Here is a 24,851-nt window from a genome sequence, read left to right as displayed (position 1 = left end):
CGGGACCTGGGGGAGGGGCGGCGGACCAACCGCCCCGGCTCGTCGGCGGGTGTCCGCCCGCGGCCGTCCCCCGGAGCCGCGGAGTCAGGACGGGGCCCGCGCGGGCCGCACGACCGGCGAAGGACGGACAGCGATGCACGGCGAGGACACGGGGGAGCTCTCGGAGGCTCAGATCGCCGCCATCCGGCGGACGGTGACCAGCGGACGAGGCGCCCTCAGCCGCCGTTCGCTGTGGCGGGCCGGAGGCGGCGCCCTCACCGCCGCGGCACTGGGGGCCCTCGCCGGCTGCGGCATCCCGCCGGCCGGCCGGGCCGAAACCGCCGGGAACGCGGGCGAGGACCACTCCAGCGGCGAGAAGAAGGTCGTCTGGTCCAACTGGACCGAGTACATCGACACCGGCGAGGACGGTCGGAGCAGGCCGACCTTGGAGGCCTTCGGCCGGGACACCGGGATCGAAGTCACCTACACCGAGGACATCAACGACAACGTCGAGTTCTTCGGGAAACTCAAACCCCAGCTCGCAGCCGGCCGCCCCACCGGGCGGGACCTGATCTGCGTGACCGACTGGCTGGCCGGCCGGCTGATCCGGCTGGGCTGGGCCCGCAGGCTCGACCCCGCCAACCTGCCCACCGCCTTCGCCAACCTCGCGGCACCCTTCCGCACCGTCGGGTGGGATCCCGGACGCGCCCACTCCTACCCATGGCAGGGGGTGCCGACGGTCATCGCCTACAACCTGAGCGCGACCGGCGGCCGGCAGGTGACCTCCGTCGACCAACTGCTCACCGACCCCCGGCTCAAGGGGCGGGTCGCCCTGCTCACCGAGATGCGCGACACCGTCGGGCTGACCCTCCTCGACATGGGAACGGAGCCCGAGAGCTTCGACGCCGAGGACTTCGACGCCGCGCTGGACCGCCTCCAGGGCGCCGTCGACCGAGGCCAGATCCGGCGCTTCACGGGCAACGACTACCTCGACGACCTCAACCGGGGCAACATCGCCGCCTGTCTGGCCTGGGCCGGGGACCTCCTGCAACTTCAGCAGGACAACCCCGATGTCCGCTACGCCGTTCCGGACGCCGGCTACCTGCTCGCCTCCGACGACCTCCTCGTCCCCGACGGGGCGCGGCACCAGGCGAACGCCGAGCGGCTCATCGACTACTACTACCGGCCCGAGGTCGCCGCCCGGGTCGCCGCCTACATCGGCTACGTCTGCCCGGTCGACGGGGTACGCGGGGAACTCGCCCGGATCGACCCCGAGCTGGCACGGAATCCGCTCGTCATCCCCGACCGGGAGATGACCGAGAAGGCCCACGAGTTCCGCTTGCTCTCCGCGGCCGAGGAGAGCGCCTTCGAGGAGAAGTTCTCCCGGCTGATCGGCGCCTGAGCCCGTCAGCCCCCGCGCCCACCCCTGCCACACCGGAGAGAGAACCATGACCGAGAACTCCGGCGGCACCGTCCGCCTCTCCGGGATCAGCAAGACCTACGGCTCCCACACCGCCGTACACCCGCTCGATCTCACCGTGCCGGCCGGCTCCTTCTTCGCCCTCCTTGGCGCCTCCGGCTGCGGCAAGACCACCACCCTGCGCATGATCGCGGGGCTGGAGGAGCCGACCACCGGCACCGTCCGGCTCGGAGAGGCGGACATCACCGATCTCCCCGCCCACCGGCGGCCGGTGAACACCGTCTTTCAGAGCTACGCGCTCTTCCCCCACCTCGACGTCTTCGAGAACGTCGCCTTCGGTCTCCGCCGCCGGGGTGTCAGGTCGGTGAAGCGCCAGGTCGAGGAGATGCTCGAACTCATCCAGCTCGGCGACTGCGCCCGGCGCAGACCGCAGCAACTCTCCGGCGGCCAGCAGCAGCGGGTCGCCCTGGCGCGGGCGCTGATCAACCGCCCCCGGGTGCTGCTGCTCGACGAGCCGCTCGCGGCGCTCGACCCGCGACTGCGCCGCAGGATGCGGCTGGAACTCAAACGGATCCAGGCCGAAGTCGGTATCACCTTCGTCCACGTCACCCACGACCAGGAGGAGGCGATGGCGCTCGCCGACAGGATCGCGGTCATGAACCGGGGCCGGGTCGAGCAGTCGGGCTCCCCGGTCGAGCTCTACGAGAACCCGGCCACCGGTTATGTCGCCGACTTCCTGGGCACCTCCAACCTCCTGGAGGCGGAGACCGCCGGTACCGAGCGGGGGCAGCTGCTGCTGCGGGCCGCGGGCACCGACCTGCGCTCGACCGCCCTGCCGCCGGGCGCCGCCACCGGAGAGCGGGTGCTGGTCGGCGTGCGGCCCGAGAAGGTCACCCTCACCCCCGTCGCCGAGGCGGGGGCGGTGGCCGACGGACGGAACCGGCTCTCCGGCCGGATCGCGGACGTCGGCTTCCTCGGCGCCACCACCCACTACCTCGTCGAAACCGCCAGCGCCGGCGAACTCGCCGCCCACGCGCAGAACGTGGAGGGCGCTCCGGGGCTGGCACCCGGTGCCGAGGTGGTCGTGCACTGGAGCCCGGAACACACCTTCTGCCTCGACGTCCCCAACCCCGCGGCAGCGGACACCGAGGACCTCATATGAGGCGCGGTGACGCCCCGACGACCAGCCCGGCCGACCCCCCGGTGACCCGCACCAGCCGTCTCCTTCCCTACTGGCTGCTGCTGCCCGGAGCCTGCTGGCTGCTCGTCTTCTTCGTCGCACCGCTGGTCTACCAGGCCTCCACCTCCCTGCAGACCGGCTCCCTCGAAGAGGGCTTCGAGGTCACCTGGCACACCGCGACCTACTGGCAGGCGCTGCTGGACTACCACCCGCACTTCCTGCGGTCCCTCCTCTACGCCGCCGCCGCCACCGGGCTCTGCCTCCTGATCGGCTACCCGCTGGCCTACACCATCGCCTTCCGGGCCGGCCGCTGGCGCCGCGTCCTGCTCGTGCTGGTCATCGCGCCCTTCCTGACCAGCTTCCTGATCCGCACCCTGGCCTGGCGGACGATCCTCGCCGACTCCGGTGCGGTGGTCACCCTGCTGGGCAGCTCGCACCTCCTGCAGGCCACCGACTGGGTCGGGCTGACCTCGGGCCAGCGTGTGCTCGCCACCCCGCTGGCGGTGATCCTCGGCCTGTCCTACAACTATCTGCCGATGATGGTGCTGCCGCTCTACGCCTCACTGGCCGGGATCGACCGACGGCTGAGGGAGGCGGCCGGCGACCTGTACGCCACACCTCTCTCCGCGTTCCGCACGGTGACCCTGCCCCTTTCGGCTCCCGGTGCCATCGCCGGCAGTCTGCTCACCTTCATCCCCGCCACCGGTGACTACATCAACGCCGAACTGCTCGGTTCCGCACACCAGAAGATGATCGGGAACGTGATCCAGGGCCAGTTCCTGAGGGTGCTGGACTATCCGACGGCGGCGGCCGTGTCGCTCATCCTGATGGTCGTGGTCCTCGCCCTGGTGACCCACCACCTCCGCGGACCACGCGCGGGGGAGGTCCGATGAGGGACGGCCGGGCGCGCGGCGCCGGACTCGCCCGCCGGCTGCGGCGGAACCTCGTGGTGGTGGCCGCCATGGGCGGACTCGCCTACCTCCTCCTGCCCAACCTCGTGGTGGTGGCGCTGTCCTTCAACCAGCCCGAGGGCAGATACAACTACCAGTGGCGCCGGTTCTCCCTCGATGCCTGGACGCACCCCTGCGCGGCCGCCGGGGTGTGCGACTCACTCCTCCTGAGCCTGCGGATCGCCGCTTGGGCCACGCTCGCCGCGACGGTCCTCGGCACGCTGACCGCCTTCGCCGTCACCCGGTACCGCTTCCGGGGGAAGACGGCCGCGAACGCGCTGATCCTGCTGCCCATGGCGATGCCGGAGGTGGTGATGGGTGCCTCGCTGGGGACACTGTTCCTCAACATGGGGATCGAGTTCGGCGCGCCGACGATCCTGATCGCCCACATCACCTTCGGGCTCAGCTTCGTCGTCGTCGCCGTCAAGGCACGGCTGGCCGGCATGGACCCGCACCTTGAGGAGGCGGCCCGCGACCTCTACGCCTCGCTGCCGCAGACCTTCCTCCGGGTCACCCTGCCGACGGCGGCGCCCGGTATCGGGGCCGGCGCGCTGCTCTGCTTCGCGCTCTCCTTCGACGACTTCGTCATCACCAACTTCAACTCGGGGGCGGCCGTCACCTTCCCCATGTACGTGTGGGGCGCGGCGCAGCGCGGCATCCCCGTGCAGGTCTATGTGATCGGCACCGCCATGTTCGTGGTGGCGCTGCTGATCGCCCTGTCCAGCGTGGCCCTCAGGCCGCGTGGTGGGCGGGGCTCCGGCGGTGGTGGACCGCTGTGACGGGTGGTCCTGCCCGAACCTCCCGGGAACCGCCGGTTGTGATCCGAATCACCACGGGCCTCGGTCGAAGCCGCGTAATGCGTGGTCCCTGCGGCCCTCTCCTCCGTACCCACCGTCGAACCCGGCGCGAGACCGGCGCCGGATTCGACGAGCGGGGTGGTCACCAGCGCGAGTCGAGGAAGAGGGAACGTACATGGACGGCACGGGGGAGCGGAACGCGCTGGGGTGGCTGTGCTCGGCGGCTCCTGATCCAGCGGAGTGCCGCCGGGAGTGGGAGAGTGATCCCCGGGGGGTGGCGCTGCTGCCCGCGGGGCGGCTGTGGGACGTGCTCATCCTCCCGGGTGAGCTGGGCTATCCCACGTTCGACGTCCTCACCGGGCAGCCCGACCGGCGGCCCGGCCCGGTGCTCGCCGACTTCGGGCAGCGGCGGATGGGCTTCTTCGTGCCGCCAGGCACCGCGGAGCGTTGGCTGGGCACGGGGGTGCGGTGTGCCGGACGCGGCACCTGGATCGTCGTTCCCCGCCCGGGGTACACGGCCGGCTCCATGCGCTGGCTGCTGCCGCCGGACGGTTCCGGCCGGCTCACCGATCCGGTGCTGCTGGAGTTGGCGATGCACGAGGCGGCAGCGGTGATCGCCCAGGCCCGGGCGGCGGGCAGCTGAAAACCGGCCGCGGCCCTCAGCGACCGGAGGGACGCCGGGGTAGGCGCCGGAAGGCCGGGACGCTCGGGAAAAGAGCGACCGCCCTGGAACAGGGGGGAGGTTCCAGGGCGGTCATGGCGACCGGCGTACCGCGCGCCCCGGGGGGTGTGGGGCGGGCGGCCGTCCGATCGGCGGAGAGTACCGGACCCGAGGGTTCGGTGATGTGCGCGAGGGCACGGCCGAGACGGAGCACTTGAGGCGCCCGAACCGGCTTCGCCCGCAGTCGCCTGCGGGCGAAAGGTTCCTCTCAACTGCGGGAACCGTACGTCACGGGAGGCCGGGCGGACAGCCGGATCACCCGTCCGCCATCAGCTCCGCACACATTCTTCACCGGCCGGGCCGGCCGTCGCTCAGAGGTTGGCGAGGGCTCCGTCGAGGATGTCCAGCCCCTCGTTGAGCAGGTCCTCGCCGATGACCAGCGGAGGCAGGAAGCGGACGACGTTGCCGTAGGTGCCGGTGGTGAGCACCAGCAGCCCCTGGGAGTGGCAGGCCTTGGCGAGCGCCGCGGTCGCCTCCGGGTTGGGCTCCTTCGAACCGGCCCGCACCAGCTCGATGGCGATCATCGCACCGCGCCCGCGGACATCCCCGATCACCTCGTACTTCTCCTGCATCGCGGTGAGACGCGGCTTCATGACCTCCTCGATGCGCCGCGCCTTCGCGTTCAGGTCCAGTTCCCGCATCGTCTCGATGGCACCCAGCGCCGCCGCGCAGGCCACCGGGTTGCCGCCGTAGGTGCCGCCCAGACCGCCACTGTGGGCCGCGTCCATGATCTCGGCACGTCCGGTGACCGCGGCCAGCGGCAGTCCGCCCGCGATCCCCTTGGCGGTGGTGACCAGGTCCGGCACGATGCCTTCGTCCTCGCAGGCGAACCACTGGCCGGTGCGGCAGAATCCGGACTGGATCTCGTCCGCGACGAACACGATGCCGTTGGCCTTGGCGAACTCGGCCAGCCGCGGGAGGAAGCCCTTGGCAGGCTCGATGAAGCCGCCTTCGCCGAGCAGCGGCTCGATGACGATCGCGGCGACGTTCTCCGCCCCGATCTGCTTGTTGATCATGTCGATCGCCTGGGCCGAAGCCTCCTCGGCACAGTGCTCGGGCCCGGTCAGCCAGCGGTAGGGATAGGCCAGCGGCGCCCGGTAGATCTCCGGCGCGAACGGCCCGAAGGAGTGCTTGTAGGGCATGTTCTTCGAGGTGAGCGCCATGGTGAGGTTGGTCCGGCCGTGGTAGCCGTGGTCGAAGACGACGACCGCCGGACGCCGGGTGTAGGAGCGGGCGATCTTCACCGCGTTCTCCACCGCCTCGGCCCCGGAGTTGAACAGCGCCGACTTCTTCGGGTGGTCGCCCGGCGTAAGCCTCGCGAGCTCCTCGCAGACCTCCACGTAGCCCTCGTACGGGGCGACCATGAAGCAGGTGTGGGTGAAGTCGGCGAGCTGGGCGGAGGCGCGGCGCACCACTGCCTCCGCGCTGTTGCCCACCGAGGTGACGGCGATGCCCGAGCCGAAGTCGATCAGGGAGTTGCCGTCCACGTCCTCCAGCACGCCGCCGCCAGCCCGGGCGGCGAAGACCGGCAGTACGGATCCGACACCCGCGGCGACCGCAGCGGACCTGCGGGCCTGCAACTCCTGGGACTTCGGACCGGGGATCGCGGTGACGACGCGGCGCTCCTGCGGCAGCGAGGGGCCTCCGGCGGTTGCTGTCATGAGCTCTCCTGTGATCCGTGGGATGTGTGGGGCGGGCGCCCGAGTCGTCCCCGCCGCTCCGCACAGGCCGGCTGCCTGTTTCCGGGTGCCACGGCGGAGAGCGAGCGGCGGGCTCGGGCAATGGGGAGGGGCCACCACCGTGGTCCTAGGACAGACACTAGGACCGGCAGGCGGTCGGAGGCATGCTCCGATCGGTAGCGCTGGGCGTGTCACGTTGTCCGCGGCGGCGCATGGATCGCCCGGCGCATGGATCGAGCAGGGGGCACACCCGTGCCGTCGCGGCTGAGCGGTGATCCCCGGCGGGCTCATGGCCACGGCCGCAGCGCCTCACCGCTTCGTCGGACCGTCCGGATGAGCCCGGTGTGCGGATGCCCCCCGGTGACGCACCGGGGCCGGCGCCGTGCGCTGCCCCGGCATGACCGGAGAGCCCTCAGAGCCCCAGATCGGGGACGGACAAGGGAGCCGGGCAGATCCGGCGGCCCTGGTCGTCGAAGACGTACAACTGGGCCAGGTCGACCAGCAGCGGTACCTGGTCGCCCGGCCGGGCCCGGATCTCCGGCCCGGTACGGACCACCAGGTCTCCCGCCGCTGGCGGCTGCGCCGGTTCCGGGACCGGGGCCTCCTGCACGGCGGCCGTCCCGCCGCGGCCCAGCGCCGCCCACCGGGCCTTCCGGCCCGGCCTGCTCCGGGAACGGGTCCGCGAGGCCTCGGGGCGGGCCTCCTCCAGCTCCGGCACCACGGCCTGCTCCGCCCCGATACGGAGATGGAGGAGGCATTCGTGCCCCTGGAACTCCAGGTGCTCCACGATCCCGCCGAGAGCGACCTCTCCCGGCCGGGCCCGCTCCACGGAACCGACCCGTACCGCCTCCGAACGCAGCCCCACGATGAGCCGGCGGCCCACCTGGATACGGAGCATCTGGTGGTCCCGGCTCAGCGGCTGCGGCAGTCCGAGCTGCTGCCGCCCCAGATCGATCCACATGCCCTGGCCGAGCGGTGCGTGGACGGTGGCCCGCAGCAGGTTGATCCGCGGGGTGCCGACGAAGGCGGCGACGAAGACGTTCGCCGGCCGGTGGTAGACCTGACGCGGCGCGTCCACCTGCTGGAGGACCCCGTCGCGCATCACCACCACCCGGTCGCCCAGCGACATCGCCTCCGCCTGATCATGGGTCACGTACACCGTCGTCACCCCCATCTCCCGGGTCAGTGCGGCGATCTCCGCCCGCAGCCGGTTCCGCAGCTTGGCGTCGAGGTTCGACAGCGGCTCGTCCATCAGGAAGGCGGTCGGTTGGCGGACGATGGCCCGCCCCATGGCCACCCGCTGCCGCTCGCCGCCGGACAGCTGCGCCGGGAAACGGTCCAACACGTCCTCGATGCCCAGGGTGCGGGCGGTCTGCTCGACCCGCGGGGCGGGTGACTGCCCCGGGTGCTCGATCCGCAGCGGGAAGCCGATGTTGTCCCGGCTGGTCATGTTCGGGTACAGGGCGAAGTTCTGAAACACCATCGCCATCCGGCGGGCGGCCGGCGGCAGCTCGTTGGCGGGCTCGCCGTCGAGCAGCAACGCGCCCTCGTCGATCCGCTCCAGCCCGGCGATCATGCGGAGCACCGTCGACTTGCCGCACCCGGACGGTCCGAGCAGCACGACGAACTCGCCCGGCGGGACATCGAGGGAGAAACGGTCCACCGCCCGGGTCCCGCGTGGGTAGACCTTGGACACGTCCTGGAGGGAAATCGCGCGAGTCATGGTTCCGCCGTGGTTTCTGAAGCGGCGTCGAGCAACGACGCGGGTCATGGATGGAGGGAGATTGGGGATACCGGGGGCGCTCAGGAGGAAAATAGCCCATGTGGGGGAGGAGGGGAACGTATTGGCAACCGGGAATGGCCGGTTGGTGCCGCGGCGCGCGGGTGTCGCCGGTCCGGTGTCGGGCGCGGGAAGCCGCCCTCCGAGCCGTGGTGCGCCACACCCCGTCACCCAGTCCCGCGTCGGGGGCTTCGTGGCGGTCCCGGGATCGCTCTCTTCGCCGAGGAACAGCCCTTAGATTGAAGTAGTCGCGCACAGAGGCTGGTTGGCCGCTCAGGGGGCAGGGAATCGCAGATGGAAACCGAGGGAACGTACGAACCGCGCGGGAGCCGTCCGGAGCAGCCCGCTCCGGGAACCGGAGCCGTCCACCCCGGCGGCCCGGCCGCGGCGACCGGTGAGCCGCCAGCCGTCCCTCCGCCGCCCAGGCGCCCCCCCGAGGCGGCTCCCGACCGCCTCAGCAAGCACCTGCCGGGGCAGCCACCGCCGTCTGGCCAGCCGACGTCCAGCGGCAAGCCGGACGTCTTCCTCTCCTGGCTCCGGACCCCCCGCCCGGAGGGGCCGCCCGGTGTCTGGACATACGGGTACCGTCCCCGCGCCCCCGAGGAACCCGAGCGGATCCCCAGCCGGTCCCTGATCAGCGGCGCGCTGATCTCCTTCCTCTGCGGCTGGCTGCTCTGGTCGCTGCTCTGGAACGGCTACCTGGGCAGCTACTGGCTCTGGCCGCTGTTCCTGCTCACACCGGACTCCTGGCGTGAGGCGGGAGGCCAACAACTCGCGTACGTCGGTGCCTCCTACCTCTACTACGCCATCGTGGCCGGCGGTCTCATCGTGCTCTTCGGCAGGCTCGGCCGCTGGCCGGAGATCTGGCATCGCTGGCCCGGGCGCCTCTTCAAGCGCCTCCGGGAAGAGGCGGGCGCGCCCCCGCCGGAGCCCGAGGAGGACCCCGCACAGTGGCCGGAACTCCGTACGCAGGGGGCCCCGGACGCCGCCGAACGGCTCACCGCCGAAGCGCACGCCGGCCGGATGAACGACGTGGACCACGCCCGTATCGGCCGTGCCTGGCAGTCGGTACGCGCCCACCCCGGGAGGCTGCCGACCTTCACCGACACCGTGCTGCGGCACGGTGCGGCGGCCTGCCCGCACCCCTCCGGCGCCCGTGACCTCCCCGTCCGCACCGCCCACCACGACCTGATCGCCCGGCAGGTGCGGCTGGGAACGGCCGCCGACGACGCCCGGAACCCGTACCAGCGGCGGGCCACCGGATTCGCCCTCTCCCCCGAGCTGCTCGGCACCTCCCTGCTGGCCGTCGGGCCTTCCGGATCCGGGAAGACCCGACGCCTGGTCAGCCCCGTCCTGGAGACCCTCTGCCTGCAGGCCTTGGCCGGCCAGGCGGTGGTGGTCGCCGTCGGAGCGGCCGGCACGGGGCTCGCCCCCGACGGCGCTTTCGACGTCGTGGTCAGGATCGGCCGCCCCGACTCGGCCTACGACCTGGACCTTTACGGCGGGACCGGCGACCCGGACGAGGCGGCCGGGATGCTCGCCGAAGCCCTGGTCGGCGATGTCGCTCCCACCCTCCCCGGCGGCCAGGGACGGCGGGCGGCCACCACACTCGCCCAGCTGCTCGGGCCGTTCCGTGCGGCCTATGGCCGGTTCCCCTCGGTGCCCGAACTACGGGAGCTGCTCGACGGCTCCAAAACGGCCCTGCACGCCCTGCGGGAGGCGCTCGCCGAGACCGGCGAGACCGCGCAGGCCCGGGAGCTCGACGCCCGGGAACGCCACTCGGAGCGGTCCGAAGACCTCCGTACGCTGCTCGCGGACCGGATCGCCCTGCTGGACCGGCCGGCGTTCGCCGACTTCTTCGACACCGGGAGTGAAGCACGCCCGTTCTCGCTCCGGGCCCTGGAACATCCGCTCCGGGTGCGGATCGACCTGCCCGAGCGGGGTCACGCGGAGGCGTCGAGGGTGCTGGCCCGGCTCGTCCTCGCCCAGTTCACGGAGTCCGTCGTGGCCCGAGCCGACCGGTCGCTGTTCGCCTGCCTGGTCCTCGACGACGCCTCCGACACCGTCACCGCCCAGGCGCTCCGGGGGGTGCAGCGGCTCCGCACGGCGAACGCCGGCGCCCTGCTCACCCTGCGCACCCTGGACGACGTGCCGGAGGGGCTGCGCAGCGCCCTGCTCGGCGCCGTCGGCTGCCGGATGGCGCTGGCCGGGGTGACCACCTGGGACGGGGCGCGGTTCGCCGAGGTGTGGGGCAAGGAGTGGGTGGAGACGCGGGACGTCACCGACCGGCAGATCGTCGCCGACGAGCCGTTCACCCGGCTGGTGCACACGGTGCGCCGGCTGATCACCGGCAAGGCCGTCACCAGCCAGGCGGTCACCGTCCGGAAGGTGGAGCGGGAACGCTGGTCGGCATCCGAACTGGCGCACTCGGTGCCGCCCGGGCACGCGGTCGTCTCGCTGACCACCGTCCGAGGCGAGAACACCCCGCCCCTGCTGGTGAGACTGCGGGACTGAAGGGGCCGGCGGCAGGCGCCGGAAGCCGCCGGGTCCGCGCCGGACCTTGCCGCTGAGGCAGAATCGAAGCAGACCGTCCCCACCGGACGGCTTACCCGTCGCCATGAAGGTGCCATGCCCCCAACGCTTGCCTCGCTCGTCCACCACCCCGCGCTGAAGCTCGTGGTCCGGGCCGGGCACGACCGGCTGGAGGAACCGGTCCGGTGGGCCCACGCCAGCGAGCTGGCGGACCCCGTCCCCTACATGGAGGGAGGGGAGCTGCTGCTCGTCACCGCGATGAAGCTGGACGTCGAGGACGCCGAGGTGATGCGGCGCTACGTGCGGCGGCTGGTGGAGGCCGGTGTGGTGGGGCTCGGCTTCGCGGTCGGGGTCAACTACGAGGACATCCCGCCGGCCCTGGTGGCCGCGGCGGCCGAGGAGGGCCTGCCGCTGCTGGAGGTGCCGCGCCGCACCCCCTTCATCGCGATCAGCAAGGTGGTCTCGGCGGCGATCGCCGCCGAGCAGTACCGGGCCGTCACGGCGGGATTCGAGGCTCAGCGGGAGTTGACCCGGGCCGCGCTGAGCGCCGCCGGACCGGCGGCGCTGCTCGGGCGGCTCGCGGCGCACATCAGCGGCTGGGCAGCGCTCTACGACGTCGCCGGCGCGGTGGTGGCGGCCGCGCCGGAGTGGGCGGCCCGGCGGGCCGCCCGGCTGGCCCCCGAGGCGGAGCGGTTGCTGGCCCGCCCGGCGCCGGCCAGTGCCGTCCTCGGACCCGACGACCGTGAGGACCGGGTGGAACTGCAGTCGCTCGGAAGCGGCCGACGCGCCGGGGGCGTGCTCGCCGTCGGCACCAGCGGACCGCCGGGCACGGCGGAGCGGTACGCCGTGCACTCCGCCGTCGCGCTGCTGACCCTGACCACCGAACGCTCCCGCTCCCTCCAGGAGGCCGAGCAGCGACTGGGCTCCGCGGTGCTGCGGATGCTGCGGGCGGGGCAGCCGGACCACGCGCGGGCGGTCGCCGGAGACCTCTACGGAGGGCTGCTCGACGCACCGTTCCGGGTGCTGATCGCGGAGGAGGCGGGAACGGCGGCCGGTCGGGGCGCACCGGCCGACGGCGGGCAGCAGGCCCAGGACGGTGAGAGGGCCGCCGACCCCCTCGACGCGCTCGCCGAAGCCCTGGAATCCGCCTCGGCGCGCGCCGGGGAGGCGGTCCTGGTCGTCTCGGAGGCCGCCGGCGGGCGACTGGTGGCGCTGGCTCCGGACGGCGGGGCGGCCGTCGCCGCCTGCGGCTGGTACGCCGAGGAGTTGGAGTCCCGCCGGGAGGCCGACCCCGCCGGGCGGCGCGGCAGACCGAGCCCCCGGCAGGGCGAGGTGGTCATCGGGGTCTCGGCACCCTCCGGCCCCATCGCGGCCGCCGGTGCCCACCGTCAGGCCGAGCAGGCGCTCTCGGTGGCGCGCCGCCGGGGCCGGGTGCTGGTGGAGCACGAGCAGGTGGCCGCCGGATCGGTGCTGCCGCTGCTGGCCGACGACGCGGTACGGGCGTTCGCCGACAGCATGCTGCGCGCGCTCTACGAGCACGACGCCACCGGCCGCGGCGACCTGGTCGCCTCGCTGCGGGCCTGGCTCTCCCACCACGGGCAGTGGGACGCGGCCGCGGCGGAGCTCGGCGTGCACCGGCACACCCTGCGCTACCGGATGCGCCGGGTGGAGGAGATCCTGCACCGCTCCCTCGACGATCCGGACGTCCGCATGGAGCTCTGGCTCGCCCTCAAGGCATCCTCGGGCCGCACGGACTGAGGGTTGCGCCGCGCCCCCGGTCGCCGTCCCGGTCAGGGGCGCGCAGCGATAGCGCCGAAGCGGCCAGTAGCGGCGGCACACCACTACACCGCGGACAAGCGTCATCTCCCGGTCGCGCCCCTACCGTGGGAGCAGCCACACCGCACCGTCCACACCATCTCCGAAGGGCCGGGATCCGCTGTGACCTCCACCCGCGAAGCTCCCCACGAGTTCTGGCTCGCCGGCCGCCCGGCGGCGGGCGACAGCACCTTTGACGTCACCTCACCCTGGGACGGCCGCCAGCTCGGTGCCGTGAGCGTGCCCACCGAAGCCCAGGTGGAAGAGGCGGTCGCCGCGGCCGAGGCCGTGCGCGCGGAGTTCGCCGCCACCCCCGCCCACGTCCGGGCGGCGGCCTGCGAGCACGTCAGCCGACGGCTCGTCGAACGCACCGAGGAGATCGCCCGGCTGATCTCCGCCGAGAACGGCAAGCCCATGAAGTGGGCCCGAGGCGAGGTCGGCCGCGCCGTCTCGGTGTTCCGCTTCGCCGCCGAGGAGGCCCGCCGCTTCAACGGGGGCGAGGCGCAGCGGCTGGACACCGACGCCGGGGGCGTCGGCCGGCTCGCGCTCACCCGCCGCTTCCCGCGCGGCACCGTACTGGGCATCGCCCCGTTCAACTTCCCGTTGAACCTCTGCGCCCACAAGGTCGCCCCGGCCCTCGCCGTGGGGACGCCCATCATCCTCAAACCGGCTCCGGCCACCCCGCTGTCGGCGCTGCTCCTCGGGGAACTGCTCGCCGAGACGGAGCTGCCTGCCGGAGCGTGGAGCGTGCTGCCGGTGCCCAACGAGCGGATGCCCGCACTCGTCCAGGACGAGCGGCTGCCGGTGATCTCCTTCACCGGTTCCGGACCGGTCGGCTGGTCGCTGCTGGACGCCGCGCCGCGTAAGCACACCACCCTCGAACTGGGCGGGAACGGGGCGGCGATCGTCCTCGCCGACTGGTCCTCGGAGGAGGATCTCGACTGGGCCGCCACCCGTATCGCCGCCTTCGCCAACTACCAGGGCGGCCAGTCCTGCATCTCGGTCCAGCGGGTCATCGCGGACGAGACGGTCTACGACCGGCTGCTGCCCAAGGTGGTCGCGGCGGTCGAGGCTCAGGTCACCGGCGATCCGTCCGACGACGCGACCGACGTCGGACCGCTGATCAACGAGGACGCGGCCAAGCGTGTCGAGTCCTGGGTCGACGAGGCGGTGCGGGCGGGCGCCAAGCTGCTCACCGGCGGTCGGCGGGACGGAGCGACCTACGCCCCCACCGTGCTCTCCGACGTCCCGGCGGGCACCCGGCTCTCCTGCGAGGAGGTCTTCGGCCCGGTGCTGACCCTGAGCCGGGCGGCGGGGGAGGAGGCCGCCTTCGCCGCGGCGAACGACTCCGAGTACGGCCTGCAGGCGGGCGTCTTCACCCACGACGTCCAGGCCGCCTTCCGCGCCCACCGGGCGCTTGAGGTGGGCGGGGTCATCATCGGGGACGTGCCCTCCTACCGGGCCGACCAGATGCCCTACGGCGGGGCCAAGCAGTCGGGGGTGGGGCGCGAGGGCGTCAAGTACGCGATGGAGGACTACACCTACGAACGAGTCATGGTCCTCACCGGCCTGGAGCTCTGAGCGTCGACGGGCCGCGCTCCCGGCACCGCCGGGAGCGCGGCCCGCTCCGCCACGAGCGGGCCTCCGGCCCGTTTTCTCACCCCGCCTCCGCGGGGAGGTCGTCCTCCGGCAGGCCGAACAACGGCGCGCACTCCGCGAGTCCGGTGATCCCCACCGGAGCGGAGGCGTGCGCCCGCCAACCCGCGCGGTCCAGGCGGAGCCGCTGGAGGGCGCGGGGCCGGCCGAGCACCGCGACCTGCTCCAGGCCGTCCGGGGCGTAGCCGAGTTTGCGTGAGACCCCGAGTGAGCCCGGGTTGTCCGTCATCGCGGTCGAGGTCACCCAGTGCGCGCCGAGCCCCTGGAAAGCCAGGTGGAGTACGGCGGCCCGCATCTCGGTGCCGATGCCCCTGCCTTGGTGGGGAAGGCCCAGCCAGGAGCCGGTTGACGCCTGCCGAGTGACCGCGAAGTCCTTCGCCGTCAGGTCCTGTCGCCCCACCACCCGCCCCTCGCACAGCACGGCCAGTGAGAGGGTCCACCGCTCGGGCCGCCAGTCGGCGATCGTGCCCAGCAGGTGCTGGTAGGTCCCGCGCCCGCGCTGCTGGGGTGAAGCGGCGCTCCACGGTACGGAGAACGGCATCCGTCCGCCCTCGTGCACGCCGCCAGCGGCCACCGCGGCCAACTCCTCCAACAGCTCCGGATCCGGCAGCCTCAGCTCCAGGCGCGGAGTCGTGATCCGCAGGCGGTAGAGCGGCCAGAAGTGGGATTCCATGGGAGGAGCGTGGCATTTCAGAGGCCGGGCGGTCGAACGGTTTACCGCCTCGGGGCGGCGGAACCGCAGAGGTTTCCGTAGACCAAGGAAGCGGTACATATCGCCAGATATCAGGCAGTCCACGGTGGACGGTTCCAACGGGTCGGTGGCTCGGCTGGAACTTTCCCGCACGAGCCGGCGACCGTCCCCTAGCCGGCCGCGGCGCCGGGCCGCCCATCCCTACCCGCCCGAGGTGACTCCCCGAGATGACCGCCCCAGCCACCGAGCCCACCGTCTCCCAACGCGAGGCACGGAAGGTCGCCGAAGAAGCCAGGGAACACACATGGCGCAAGCCGAGCTTCGCCAAGGAGCTATTCCTCGGCCGTTTCCGGCCGGATCTGATCCACCCCCACCCCAGGCCCGCACCCGGGGACGCCCGCCAGGGCGAGCGCTTCCTCGACGAGCTCCGCGACTTCTGCGAGACCCGGATCGACGGAGCCCGCATCGAGCGCGAGGACCGGATCCCCGACGAGGTGGTCAGCGGGCTCAAGGAGCTCGGCGCCCTGGGCATGAAGATCGACAGCCAGTACGGGGGGCTCGGCCTCACCCAGCTCTACTACAACAAGGCGCTCGCCCTGGTCGGCTCCGCCAGCCCGGCGGTCGGCGCGCTGCTCTCCGCACACCAGTCGATCGGCGTGCCCGAGCCGCTGCGGCTCTTCGGAACGCCCGAGCAGCGGGCCGCCTTCCTGCCGCGCTGCGCCCGCACCGACGTCTCCGCCTTCCTCCTCACCGAGCCGGACGTCGGTTCGGATCCCGCCAGACTGGCGACCACGGCCGTCCCGGACGGACCGGACTACGTCCTCGACGGGGTGAAGCTGTGGACCACCAACGGGGTGATCGCCGACCTCCTGGTGGTGATGGCCCGGGTGCCCCGGGAGCCGGGCCGCCGGGGCGGCATCACCGCCTTCGTGGTCGAGGCGGACTCCGCCGGCATCACGGTGGAGAACCGCAACGAGTTCATGGGCCTGCGTGGCCTGGAGAACGGCGTGACCCGCTTCCACCGGGTGCGGGTCCCCGCGGCCAACCGCATCGGCCCGGAGGGTGCCGGGCTGCGGATCGCCCTCACCACCCTGAACACCGGCAGGCTCTCGCTGCCGGCGATGTGCGTCGGGGCCGGCAAATGGTCTCTGAAGATCGCCCGCGAGTGGTCGGGCGCCCGGGAGCAGTGGGGCAGACCGATCGCCGAGCACGAGGCGGTGGGCTCCAAGACCGCGTTCATCGCGGCGACCACCTTCGCCCTCGAAGCCATGGTCGACCTCGCCGGCCTGATGGCCGACGAGGAGCGCAACGACATCCGGATCGAAGCGGCGCTCGCCAAGCTCTACGCAAGCGAGATGGCCTGCCGGATGGCCGACGAGCTGGTGCAGATCCGCGGTGGGCGCGGTTACGAGACCGCCCGCTCGCTCGCCGCCCGGGGGGAGCGAGGGGTCCCCGCCGAGCAGCTGCTGCGGGATCTGCGGATCAACCGCATCTTCGAGGGCTCGACCGAGATCATGCACCTGCTGATCGCCCGGGAGGCCGTGGACGCCCACCTGTCGGTCGCCGGAGACCTGGTCGACCCGGACAAGGGCCTGGGGGAGAAGGCCAGAGCCGGGGTCCGGGCCGGCGGCTTCTACGCCCGCTGGCTTCCTGGCCTGGTTTTCGGAGCGGGCCGGCTGCCCGGGGCGTACGGCGACTTCCACCCGGTCGGCCACCGGGACCTCTCCGGGCACCTCCGCTACGTCGAGCGCTGCGCCCGCCGGCTCGCCCGCTCGACCTTCTACGGGATGTCCCGCTGGCAGGGCCGGCTGGAGGGCAAGCAGGGCTTCCTCGGCCGGATCGTCGACATCGGGGCGGAGCTCTTCGCGATGAGCGCGGCATGCGTACGTGCCGAACGGCTGCGCACCGAGGGGGAGCACGGACGCGAGGCCTACCAGCTGGCCGACGCTTTCTGCCAGCAGGCCCGGATCCGGGTGGAGGAGCTGTACGCCAGGCTCTGGACGAACACCGACGCGACGGACCGCAAGGTGGTCGCCGGCGTGCTCGGCGGGGTCTACCGCTGGCTGGAGGAGGGCGTGGTCGACCCCAGCGGTGACGGCCCCTGGATCGCCGACGCCGCCCCCGGCCCCTCGGCGAAGCCGGACGTCCACCGCTCCGTCCGCTGAACCGGTGCCGCGCCCGGTGCCGCGCCCCGGCGAGCCGCCACCCGGGTGCGCGCACAGGGGGGAAAGCGGGGGCTCCGTGGCATGCCGCGATCACCCTCCGGCCACAATGGTGGGATGACGGACTCTCTCGCCCATCCGTATCTGACCTTCCCCGCCGCGGCCGCGGTCACCGGGGGGCCCCGGGACATCGTGATCCTCGGCTCCACCGGCTCGATCGGCACCCAGGCCATCGACGTGGTGCTGCGCAACCCCGACCGCTTCCGAGTCACCGGCCTGTCCGCGGCGGGCGGCCGGGTGGAGCTGCTGGCCGAGCAGGCGCACCGGCTGCGGGTCGACACCGTGGCCGTCGCCCGGCGGGAGGCGGTGCCGGCGCTGCGGGAGGCGCTCGCCGCCCGCTACGGGAGCAAGCCGCAGCCGGAGATCCTGGCCGGCCCGGACGCGGCCACGGAACTGGCCGGGGCGGACTGCCACTCGGTACTGAACGGGATCACCGGCTCGATCGGACTGCGCCCCACCCTCGCCGCGCTGGAGGCCGGGCGGATCCTCGTCCTGGCCAACAAGGAGTCGCTGATCGTGGGCGGGCCGCTGGTCAAGGCGGTGGCCAAACCGGGGCAGATCGTGCCGGTCGACTCCGAGCACTCCGCGCTCTTCCAGGCGCTGCTCGGCGGGGACCGCGGTGAGGTGCACAAACTGGTCGTCACCGCCTCCGGCGGTCCGTTCCGCGGCCGGACCAAGGCGCAGCTGGCCCAGGTCACGCCCGAGCAGGCGCTCGCCCACCCGACCTGGCAGATGGGCCCCGTCGTCACCATCAACTCCGCAACCCTGGTCAACAAGGGTCTGGAGGTCGTCGAGGCGCACCTGCTTTTCGACGTTCCGCTGGACCGGATCGAGGTGGTGGTGCACCCGCAGTCCTACGTCCACTCGATGGTGGAGTTCGTCGACGGCTCCACCCTGTTGCAGGCCAGCCCCCCGGACATGCGGATGCCGATCGCCCTCGGGCTCGGCTGGCCGCAGCGGGTACCCGACGCCGCCCCGGCCTGCGACTGGACCAAGGCGTCGAGCTGGGAGTTCTTCCCGCTGGACAACGAGGCCTTCCCCTCCGTCTCCCTCGCCCGCCACGTGGGTGAGCTGGGCGGCACCGCGCCCGCCGTGTTCAACGCCGCCAACGAGGAGTGCGTCGAGGCGTTCCTTGCCGGACGGCTGCCCTTCAATGGCATTGTGGACACCGTCGAGAAGGTGGTCGCCGAACACGGCGTGCCCGACCGCGGAACCTCGCTGTCCGTCGGGGACGTCCTTGAGGCGGAGACCTGGGCGCGCTCCCGCGCCCGCGAAGCGGCGGCGAAGGTGACAGCGGAGGCTCGTGCATGACCACCCTGATGACGGTTCTCGGCATAGTCGTCTTCGTGGTCGGCCTGCTGTTCTCCATCGCCTGGCACGAACTCGGGCACCTCTCCACGGCCAAGCTGTTCGGCGTGCGGGTACCGCAGTACATGGTCGGCTTCGGCCCGACCATCTGGTCTCGGAAGAAGGGCGACACCGAGTACGGCCTGAAGGCGGTCCCGCTCGGCGGCTACATCCGGATGATCGGCATGTTCCCGCCGGGGGACGACGGCAAGATCGCCCGGCGCTCCACCTCGCCCTTCCGGACCATGATCGAGGACGCCCGGTCGGCCTCTTTCGAGGAGTTGGAGCCGGGCGACGAGAAGCGGCTGTTCTACACGCGCAAGCCCTGGAAGCGCGTCATCGTCATGCTCGCCGGGCCGGGGATGAACCTGATCCTGGCGATCGCCATCTTCATGGGCGTGCTGATGGGCTTCGGCATCAACACCGAGACGACCGTCGTCAGCACCGTCTCCGACTGCGTGATCGCGCAGAGCGAGCAGCGGGACAAGTGCGGCGCCGGGGACCCCGCCTCCCCGGCGAAAGCCGCCGGCCTGCAACCCGGGGACAAGATCATCGCTTTCGGCGGGAAGCCGATCGATGACTGGAAGGCCCTCGAACAGCAGATCCGCGACACCACCGGGGCGACCACCGTCCTGGTGGAGCGGGACGGGAAGCGCGCGACGCTCCGTCCCGAGCTGGTGGCGAACAAGGTCCTCAAGCACGACGCCGCCGGGCGGAGTATCCCCGGTGAGTACGTGACAGCCGGCTACTTCGGTTTCAGCCCGGCCAACGGAATCGTCAAGCAGTCCTTCGGGCAGTCCGTCGAGCGGATGGGCGACATGGCGGGCTCGGCGGTGCAGGCGCTGGTCAACCTGCCGGGCAAGGTGCCGGCGCTCTGGGACGCCACCTTCGGGGGCGCGGAGCGGGAGGCGGACTCCCCGATGGGGGTGGTCGGCGCCGCACGGGTGGGAGGCGAGGTGTTCAGTCTCGACATCCCGCCGATCCAGCGCGTGATGACCACCCTGCTGCTGATCGCGATGTTCAACCTCTCGCTGTTCCTGTTCAACATGCTGCCGCTGCTGCCGCTGGACGGCGGACACGTCGCCGGCGCGCTGTGGGAGTCGGTGCGGCGCCACACGGCCCGGCTCTTCCGCCGGCCGGACCCCGGACCCTTCGACGTCGCCCGGATGATGCCGGTGGCCTACGCCGTCGCCGGGGTGTTCATCTGCTTCACCCTGCTGGTCCTCGCCGCCGACATCGTCAATCCGGTGCGCATCACCTGACGGGCGCAGCCTCCTCCGGCGCCGGTCGGGCGGCCCGCCCCCGACCGGCGCACCGGCGGGGCGGCTGCTCCAGGGGCCGCGCCCGCCCTGTCCGGCGGCAGCACCGGGGCGGGAGGACGGGTGACAACCCTTGGTCCGAACTGCGGCCTTTGGGTGGTCCTGCGGGAGGCGTTTACCGGGACGACCGCAGGGTGCCGTAATCTCAGGGAGCGGAGCCCGGCCGAACTCGGGTCCAACGTTCACACCATGGGGTTGCTCGCCAGATGACTGCGATTTCGCTGGGAATGCCGACTGTTCCGCTCAAACTCGCCGACCGGCGGGTCAGCCGCAAGATCCAGGTCGGATCGGTGGCTGTCGGGGGAGATGCGCCGGTGTCGGTGCAGTCGATGACCACGACGCGTACTTCGGATATCGGTGCGACGCTTCAGCAGATCGCCGAGTTGACGGCGGCGGGGTGTCAGATCGTGCGGGTGGCGTGTCCGACGCAGGATGACGCGGACGCGCTTTCGGTGATCGCTCGGAAGTCGCAGATTCCGGTGATCGCCGATATTCATTTCCAGCCGAAGTACGTGTTCGCGGCGATCGAGGCCGGTTGTGCGGCGGTGCGGGTGAACCCGGGGAACATCAAGCAGTTCGACGACCGGGTGAAGGAGATCGCGCGGGAGGCTTCGGCGGCGGGTACGCCGATCCGGATCGGGGTGAACGCGGGTTCGCTCGACAGGCGTCTGCTGCGGAAGTACGGGAGGGCGACGCCTGAGGCGTTGGTGGAGTCGGCGTTGTGGGAGTGCTCGTTGTTCGAGGAGCACGGGTTCCGGGACATCAAGATCTCGGTGAAGCACAACGATCCGGTGGTGATGGTCAACGCGTACCGGCAGTTGGCGGAGCGGTGTGAGTATCCGCTGCATCTGGGGGTGACGGAGGCGGGGCCGGCGTTCCAGGGCACGGTGAAGTCGGCGGTGGCTTTCGGGGCGTTGCTGTCGGAGGGGATCGGGGACACGATCCGGGTGTCGTTGTCGGCGCCGCCGGTCGAGGAGATCAAGGTCGGTGCGCAGATCCTGGAGTCGTTGGGGTTGCGGCAGCGCAGGTTGGAGATCGTCTCGTGTCCGTCCTGTGGGCGGGCGCAGGTGGATGTGTACAAGTTGGCGGATGAGGTGACCGCGGGGCTGGAGGGGATGGAGGTTCCGCTGCGGGTCGCGGTGATGGGGTGTGTGGTCAACGGTCCGGGTGAGGCGCGGGAGGCGGATCTCGGGGTGGCCTCCGGTAACGGTAAGGGGCAGATCTTCGTCAAGGGCGAGGTGATCAAGACGGTGCCGGAGTCGAAGATCGTCGAGACGTTGATCGAGGAGGCGATGAGGATCGCCGAGCAGATGGAGAAGGACGGCACCATCTCCGGCCCGCCCGAGATCTCGGTGGGCTGACCGCAGCGACGGCCGGGGCCACGCCCGAGGACCGGGGAGAGCCGTCTCCGACCGGGAACCGCACCGGTCGCAGAGGGGTACAGTGCGCCGGGGAGCCTGGGGGCGCCCCGGCACGACACACAGCAGACGGTGAGGCCCCGAGACGTGCTGACTACGACCACCACCAGGGTCCTCCAGCCCGGAGAGTTGGACGCCGCCCTCGCGGTCCTGGACCGAGAGCCGGTCGCGAACGTCTTCGTGGCGGCGCGGGTACGCGTCGCCGGCCTCGACCCCTGGCGCCTCGGCGGTGAGATGTGGGGCTGGTACACCGGCGGACGGCTGGAGTCGCTCTGCTACGCCGGAGCCAACCTGGTGCCGATCGGCGCCGGACCCGAGGCCGTGCGGGCCTTCGCCGAACGGGCCCGGCGTACCGGCCGCCGCTGCTCCTCGATCGTAGGCCCGGCCGGACCCACCGCACAGCTGTGGGGACTGCTGGAGCCGAGCTGGGGCCCCGCCCGCGAGGTCAGGCGCAACCAGCCTCTGATGGTCACCGAGTCCGTGCCGGCGGACGTCGAACCGGACCCCCGGGTCCGCCTCGTCGGCAAGGAGGACATGGACATCCTCATGCCCGCCTGCGTGGCGATGTTCACCGAGGAGGTCGGCGTCTCCCCGCTGGCCGGGGACGGCGGGCTGCTCTACCAGGCCCGGGTCGCCGAGCTGGTCGCCGCCGGCCGCTCCTTCGCCCGGATCGAGAACGGCCAGGTGGTCTTCAAGGCCGAGATCGGCGCCGTGACCAGCGAGGCCTGCCAGATCCAGGGCGTCTGGGTGGCCCCGGAACACCGTGGACGGGGCCTGTCCAAGACCGGTATGGCGGCCGTGCTCCAGCAGACCCTCGGCCTCATCGCGCCGGTCGCCAGCCTCTACGTCAACGACTACAACCTCCCCGCCCGCGCCACCTACCGCAGCGTCGGCTTCCGGGAGGTCGGCTCCTTCATGAGCGTCCTGTTCTGAGCGCGCCCTCCCCGCCCGGTCCGATGGAGGACCGGACGGCGAGCGGGCCCGCGCGGGGGCTGCGGGGCCGGTAGTCTCCCGCCCATGGATGACGACGTCGCGGTGGGCCCCCTCGACCTTGCCGCCCGGGTGGACGACGCGCTGGCCGTGCAGGCGCTGGCCTTCGGACTCAGCGGCGAGGAGATCTCGGTCCGCCGCGACATCGTCCTGCGCCACCTCGCCAGCCCCGGCGCCCGCGCCTACGGGGCTACGACCGGCGCCGGAGAACTGGTGGGCTTCGTCTACGGAATGCCCAACCGCCGCTCGCACTGGTGGTCCACGGTCGTCGAACCCAGCCTCCGCAGCAACGGCCTGGACAGCTGGCTCGACGACTCCTTCGTCGTCACCGAACTCCACGTACTCCCCGCCTACCAGCGGCGCGGCATCGGCAGGCGGCTGATCACCGTGATCACCGACAGCGCCGAGCAGCCCCGCAGCATCCTCTCGGCGATCGACACCGACAGTCCGGCACGCGCCCTCTACCACGACCTCGGCTACCGCGACCTCGCCCGCCGGGTGGTCTTCCCGAGCGCCCCCAGGCCGTACGCCGTGATGGGGGCCCGGCTGCCACTGGCGCGGCCTCCGGCCCAGGCGGGTTAACGGAAAACGCCGCGGGCCGGATAGCCTCCTGCCAATCGCTTTTCTTCAGCAGGAGACGCCTCATGGTCCAGCGCATGTCCCGGATGATGCTCAAGACGCTGCGCGACGACCCGGCCGATGCCGAGACCCTCAGTCACAAGCTGCTGGTCCGCGCCGGGTACGTCCGTCGCACGTCCGCCGGAATCTGGACCTGGCTGCCGCTCGGCAAGAAGGTCCTGGAGAACATCGCCCGCGTGGTCCGTGAGGAGATGGACGCCATCGGCGGGCAGGAGGTACTGCTGCCCGCGCTGCTGCCGAAGGAGCCGTACGAGGCGAGCGGCCGCTGGGAGGAGTACGGTGAACTGCTCTTCCGGCTGAAGGACCGCAAGGGCGGCGACTACCTCCTCGGCCCGACCCACGAGGAGATCTTCGCCCTCACGGTCAAGGACCAGTGCACGTCCTACAAGGACCTGCCGGTGATCCTCTACCAGATCCAGACGAAGTACCGCGACGAGGCCCGCCCGCGCTCCGGCGTACTGCGCGGCCGGGAGTTCCTGATGAAGGACTCCTACTCCTTCGACACCGACGACGAGGGCCTCGCCGCCGCCTACGAACTGCACCGCGGGGCGTACACCCGGATCTTCGAGCGGATCGGGCTCGACTACCGCATTGTCTCCGCGGTCTCCGGTGCGATGGGCGGCTCCGCCTCGGAGGAGTTCCTGGCCCCCGCGGCCGCCGGGGAGGACACCTTCGTCTCCTGCCCGGCCTGCGACTACGCGGCCAACACCGAGGCCGTGACGGTGCCCGCGCCGAGCGTGGAGCGGACCGAGCACCCGCCCGTCGAGGAGTTGGACACACCCGACACCCCGACCATCGAGTCGCTCGCCGAGTTCCTCTCCGTGCCCGCCTCGGCCACTCTGAAGAACCTCCTGGTCAAGGTGGACGGGGAGATCACGGCAGTCGGGGTGCCCGGCGACCGCGAGGTGGACCTCGACAAGCTGGGCGAGCACCTGGCACCGGCCACCGTGGAACTGGTGACGGCCGACGACTTCGCCGATCGGCCCGACCTCGTCCGCGGCTACGTCGGCCCACAGGGTCCGGTCGGCGAGAAGCTGCGGTACATCGCCGACCCCAGGGTCGCCGCCGGCACCGCCTGGATCACCGGTGCGAACAAGCCGGGCAAGCACGCGCGCAACGTGGTCTGCGGCCGGGACTTCGAGGTGGACCAGTACCTCGACGTGGTGGTCGTAGAGCCGGGCGACCCCTGCCCCCGGTGCGGGACCGGACTCCGCATCGACCGGGCCATCGAGATCGGCCACATCTTCCAGCTCGGCCGCAAGTACACCGACACCGTCGAGCTCGACGTGCTCGGCCGGGAAGGCAAGCCGGTACGGGTCACCATGGGCTCCTATGGCATCGGAGTCTCCCGCGCGGTGGCCGCCCTCGCCGAGCAGACCGCCGACGGGAAGGGCCTGTGCTGGCCCCGGGAGATCGCTCCGGCCGACGTCCACGTGGTGGCCGCCGGAAAGGCGAAGCAGACCGAGCTGGCCCTGGAGGTGTCCGAGAGACTGCACTCGGCGGGCGTACGAGTGATCGTCGACGACCGCGCCGGCGTCTCCCCGGGCGTCAAGTTCACCGACGCCGAGCTGCTCGGCGTCCCCACGATCCTGGTCGCCGGGCGGCGGGCCGGCGAGGGGGTCGTGGAGCTGAAGGACCGGCGGACCGGGGAGCGGGAGGAGCTCACCGTCGACGAGGCGCTCGAGCGGCTCTCCCACTGATCCGACGGGCCTCTGC

General features: G+C 72.1%; 18 protein-coding genes. 15 read left to right on the top strand and 3 right to left on the bottom strand.

Features of this window, described 5'->3' with window-relative positions; genetic code table 11:
• The first annotated feature begins 133 nt into the window (after positions 1–133).
• The 5 genes from BGP73_RS14740 to BGP73_RS14720 all read left to right on the top strand — a co-directional run bounded on the left by BGP73_RS14740 (position 134) and on the right by BGP73_RS14720 (position 4,969).
• On the top strand, positions 134–1,381 hold the full coding sequence (locus BGP73_RS14740; RefSeq protein WP_069814918.1) for a polyamine ABC transporter substrate-binding protein: 1,248 nt from the start codon (positions 134–136) through the stop codon (positions 1,379–1,381).
• A gap of 46 nt (positions 1,382–1,427) precedes the next feature.
• A complete protein-coding gene (locus BGP73_RS14735) occupies positions 1,428–2,561 on the top strand; it encodes an ABC transporter ATP-binding protein (protein WP_069814917.1) in 1,134 nt (377 codons plus the stop codon).
• Positions 2,558–3,472: an ABC transporter permease gene (locus tag BGP73_RS14730; RefSeq protein ID WP_069814916.1), complete on the top strand. Its 915-nt coding sequence runs from the start codon at positions 2,558–2,560 to the stop codon at positions 3,470–3,472. Before BGP73_RS14735 ends, BGP73_RS14730 begins: the two co-directional genes overlap by 4 nt.
• On the top strand, positions 3,469–4,308 hold the full coding sequence (locus tag BGP73_RS14725) for an ABC transporter permease (protein WP_069814915.1): 840 nt from the start codon (positions 3,469–3,471) through the stop codon (positions 4,306–4,308). The genes BGP73_RS14730 and BGP73_RS14725 overlap by 4 nt, the downstream gene beginning before the upstream one ends.
• A 193-nt stretch (positions 4,309–4,501) precedes the next feature.
• Positions 4,502–4,969, top strand: coding sequence for a hypothetical protein (locus BGP73_RS14720; protein ID WP_069814914.1), 468 nt, complete (start codon positions 4,502–4,504; stop codon positions 4,967–4,969).
• Between the two features lie 389 nt (positions 4,970–5,358).
• Here the strand turns inward: BGP73_RS14720 and gabT are convergent, their stop codons facing one another.
• Together gabT and BGP73_RS14710 are read right to left on the bottom strand one after the other, a co-directional pair.
• Positions 5,359–6,708, bottom strand: a complete 1,350-nt coding sequence (gene gabT / locus BGP73_RS14715) for a 4-aminobutyrate--2-oxoglutarate transaminase (RefSeq protein WP_069814913.1) — start codon at positions 6,706–6,708, stop codon at positions 5,359–5,361.
• A gap of 430 nt (positions 6,709–7,138) precedes the next feature.
• Positions 7,139–8,449, bottom strand: a complete 1,311-nt coding sequence (locus BGP73_RS14710; RefSeq protein ID WP_069814912.1) for an ABC transporter ATP-binding protein — start codon at positions 8,447–8,449, stop codon at positions 7,139–7,141.
• Between the two features lie 351 nt (positions 8,450–8,800).
• Between BGP73_RS14710 and BGP73_RS14705 the strand changes: the two genes are divergently transcribed.
• The 3 genes from BGP73_RS14705 (at position 8,801) to BGP73_RS14695 (ending at position 14,434) form a co-directional block, all read left to right on the top strand.
• Positions 8,801–11,020, top strand: a complete 2,220-nt coding sequence (locus BGP73_RS14705; RefSeq protein ID WP_069814911.1) for an ATP-binding protein — start codon at positions 8,801–8,803, stop codon at positions 11,018–11,020.
• Positions 11,021–11,134: 114 nt separating this feature from the next.
• Entirely contained in the window at positions 11,135–12,796 is a 1,662-nt protein-coding gene (locus BGP73_RS14700; protein WP_069814910.1) for a PucR family transcriptional regulator, read from the top strand.
• A gap of 180 nt (positions 12,797–12,976) precedes the next feature.
• Positions 12,977–14,434 (top strand): aldehyde dehydrogenase family protein, encoded by a 1,458-nt coding sequence (locus BGP73_RS14695; RefSeq protein ID WP_069814908.1) that lies wholly within the window; start codon positions 12,977–12,979, stop codon positions 14,432–14,434.
• A gap of 76 nt (positions 14,435–14,510) precedes the next feature.
• Here BGP73_RS14695 and BGP73_RS14690 read toward each other — a convergent pair whose 3' ends face one another.
• Positions 14,511–15,182 (bottom strand): GNAT family N-acetyltransferase, encoded by a 672-nt coding sequence (locus tag BGP73_RS14690; RefSeq protein WP_069814906.1) that lies wholly within the window; start codon positions 15,180–15,182, stop codon positions 14,511–14,513.
• 245 nt (positions 15,183–15,427) lie between these two features.
• On the opposite strand from BGP73_RS14690, the gene BGP73_RS14685 reads away from it, so the two are divergent.
• The 7 genes from BGP73_RS14685 (at position 15,428) to BGP73_RS14655 (ending at position 24,835) form a co-directional block, all read left to right on the top strand.
• Positions 15,428–17,365, top strand: coding sequence for an acyl-CoA dehydrogenase family protein (locus BGP73_RS14685; protein WP_069814903.1), 1,938 nt, complete (start codon positions 15,428–15,430; stop codon positions 17,363–17,365).
• Between the two features lie 114 nt (positions 17,366–17,479).
• Positions 17,480–18,733 carry a 1-deoxy-D-xylulose-5-phosphate reductoisomerase gene (gene dxr / locus BGP73_RS14680; RefSeq protein ID WP_069814901.1) on the top strand — a complete coding sequence of 418 codons (1,254 nt, stop codon included), beginning with the start codon at positions 17,480–17,482 and terminating at the stop codon, positions 18,731–18,733.
• Positions 18,730–20,031: a M50 family metallopeptidase gene (locus BGP73_RS14675; protein ID WP_069814899.1), complete on the top strand. Its 1,302-nt coding sequence runs from the start codon at positions 18,730–18,732 to the stop codon at positions 20,029–20,031. Before dxr ends, BGP73_RS14675 begins: the two co-directional genes overlap by 4 nt.
• A gap of 263 nt (positions 20,032–20,294) precedes the next feature.
• Positions 20,295–21,449, top strand: coding sequence for a flavodoxin-dependent (E)-4-hydroxy-3-methylbut-2-enyl-diphosphate synthase (gene ispG, locus BGP73_RS14670; protein ID WP_069814897.1), 1,155 nt, complete (start codon positions 20,295–20,297; stop codon positions 21,447–21,449).
• 144 nt (positions 21,450–21,593) lie between these two features.
• A complete protein-coding gene (locus BGP73_RS14665; RefSeq protein ID WP_069814895.1) occupies positions 21,594–22,439 on the top strand; it encodes a GNAT family N-acetyltransferase in 846 nt (281 codons plus the stop codon).
• Between the two features lie 84 nt (positions 22,440–22,523).
• On the top strand, positions 22,524–23,078 hold the full coding sequence (locus BGP73_RS14660; RefSeq protein ID WP_069814893.1) for a GNAT family N-acetyltransferase: 555 nt from the start codon (positions 22,524–22,526) through the stop codon (positions 23,076–23,078).
• 62 nt (positions 23,079–23,140) lie between these two features.
• Complete coding sequence (locus BGP73_RS14655; protein WP_069814891.1) at positions 23,141–24,835, top strand: proline--tRNA ligase; 1,695 nt, start codon at positions 23,141–23,143, stop codon at positions 24,833–24,835.
• Positions 24,836–24,851 lie beyond the last annotated feature (16 nt).

It is taken from the genome of Streptomyces sp. TP-A0874 (assembly GCF_001748085.1).
GTDB lineage: Bacteria > Actinomycetota > Actinomycetes > Streptomycetales > Streptomycetaceae > Streptomyces.
The sequence above is the reverse complement of the archived record's forward strand: the minus strand, read 5'-3'. Positions and strand labels throughout refer to the sequence as shown.

Excerpts from the sequence above, each read along its gene's own strand:
- BGP73_RS14740 (WP_069814918.1), top strand. The coding sequence starts at position 134 with ATGCACGGCGAGGACACGGGGGAGCTCTCGGAGGCTCAGATCGCCGCC.
- BGP73_RS14735 (WP_069814917.1), top strand. The coding sequence starts at position 1,428 with ATGACCGAGAACTCCGGCGGCACCGTCCGCCTCTCCGGGATCAGCAAG.
- BGP73_RS14730 (WP_069814916.1), top strand. The coding sequence starts at position 2,558 with ATGAGGCGCGGTGACGCCCCGACGACCAGCCCGGCCGACCCCCCGGTG.
- BGP73_RS14725 (WP_069814915.1), top strand. The coding sequence starts at position 3,469 with ATGAGGGACGGCCGGGCGCGCGGCGCCGGACTCGCCCGCCGGCTGCGG.
- BGP73_RS14720 (WP_069814914.1), top strand. The coding sequence starts at position 4,502 with ATGGACGGCACGGGGGAGCGGAACGCGCTGGGGTGGCTGTGCTCGGCG.
- gabT (WP_069814913.1), bottom strand. The coding sequence starts at position 6,708 with ATGACAGCAACCGCCGGAGGCCCCTCGCTGCCGCAGGAGCGCCGCGTC.
- BGP73_RS14710 (WP_069814912.1), bottom strand. The coding sequence starts at position 8,449 with ATGACTCGCGCGATTTCCCTCCAGGACGTGTCCAAGGTCTACCCACGC.
- BGP73_RS14705 (WP_069814911.1), top strand. The coding sequence starts at position 8,801 with ATGGAAACCGAGGGAACGTACGAACCGCGCGGGAGCCGTCCGGAGCAG.
- BGP73_RS14700 (WP_069814910.1), top strand. The coding sequence starts at position 11,135 with ATGCCCCCAACGCTTGCCTCGCTCGTCCACCACCCCGCGCTGAAGCTC.
- BGP73_RS14690 (WP_069814906.1), bottom strand. The coding sequence starts at position 15,182 with ATGGAATCCCACTTCTGGCCGCTCTACCGCCTGCGGATCACGACTCCG.
- BGP73_RS14685 (WP_069814903.1), top strand. The coding sequence starts at position 15,428 with ATGACCGCCCCAGCCACCGAGCCCACCGTCTCCCAACGCGAGGCACGG.
- dxr (WP_069814901.1), top strand. The coding sequence starts at position 17,480 with ATGACGGACTCTCTCGCCCATCCGTATCTGACCTTCCCCGCCGCGGCC.
- BGP73_RS14675 (WP_069814899.1), top strand. The coding sequence starts at position 18,730 with ATGACCACCCTGATGACGGTTCTCGGCATAGTCGTCTTCGTGGTCGGC.
- ispG (WP_069814897.1), top strand. The coding sequence starts at position 20,295 with ATGACTGCGATTTCGCTGGGAATGCCGACTGTTCCGCTCAAACTCGCC.
- BGP73_RS14660 (WP_069814893.1), top strand. The coding sequence starts at position 22,524 with ATGGATGACGACGTCGCGGTGGGCCCCCTCGACCTTGCCGCCCGGGTG.
- BGP73_RS14655 (WP_069814891.1), top strand. The coding sequence starts at position 23,141 with ATGGTCCAGCGCATGTCCCGGATGATGCTCAAGACGCTGCGCGACGAC.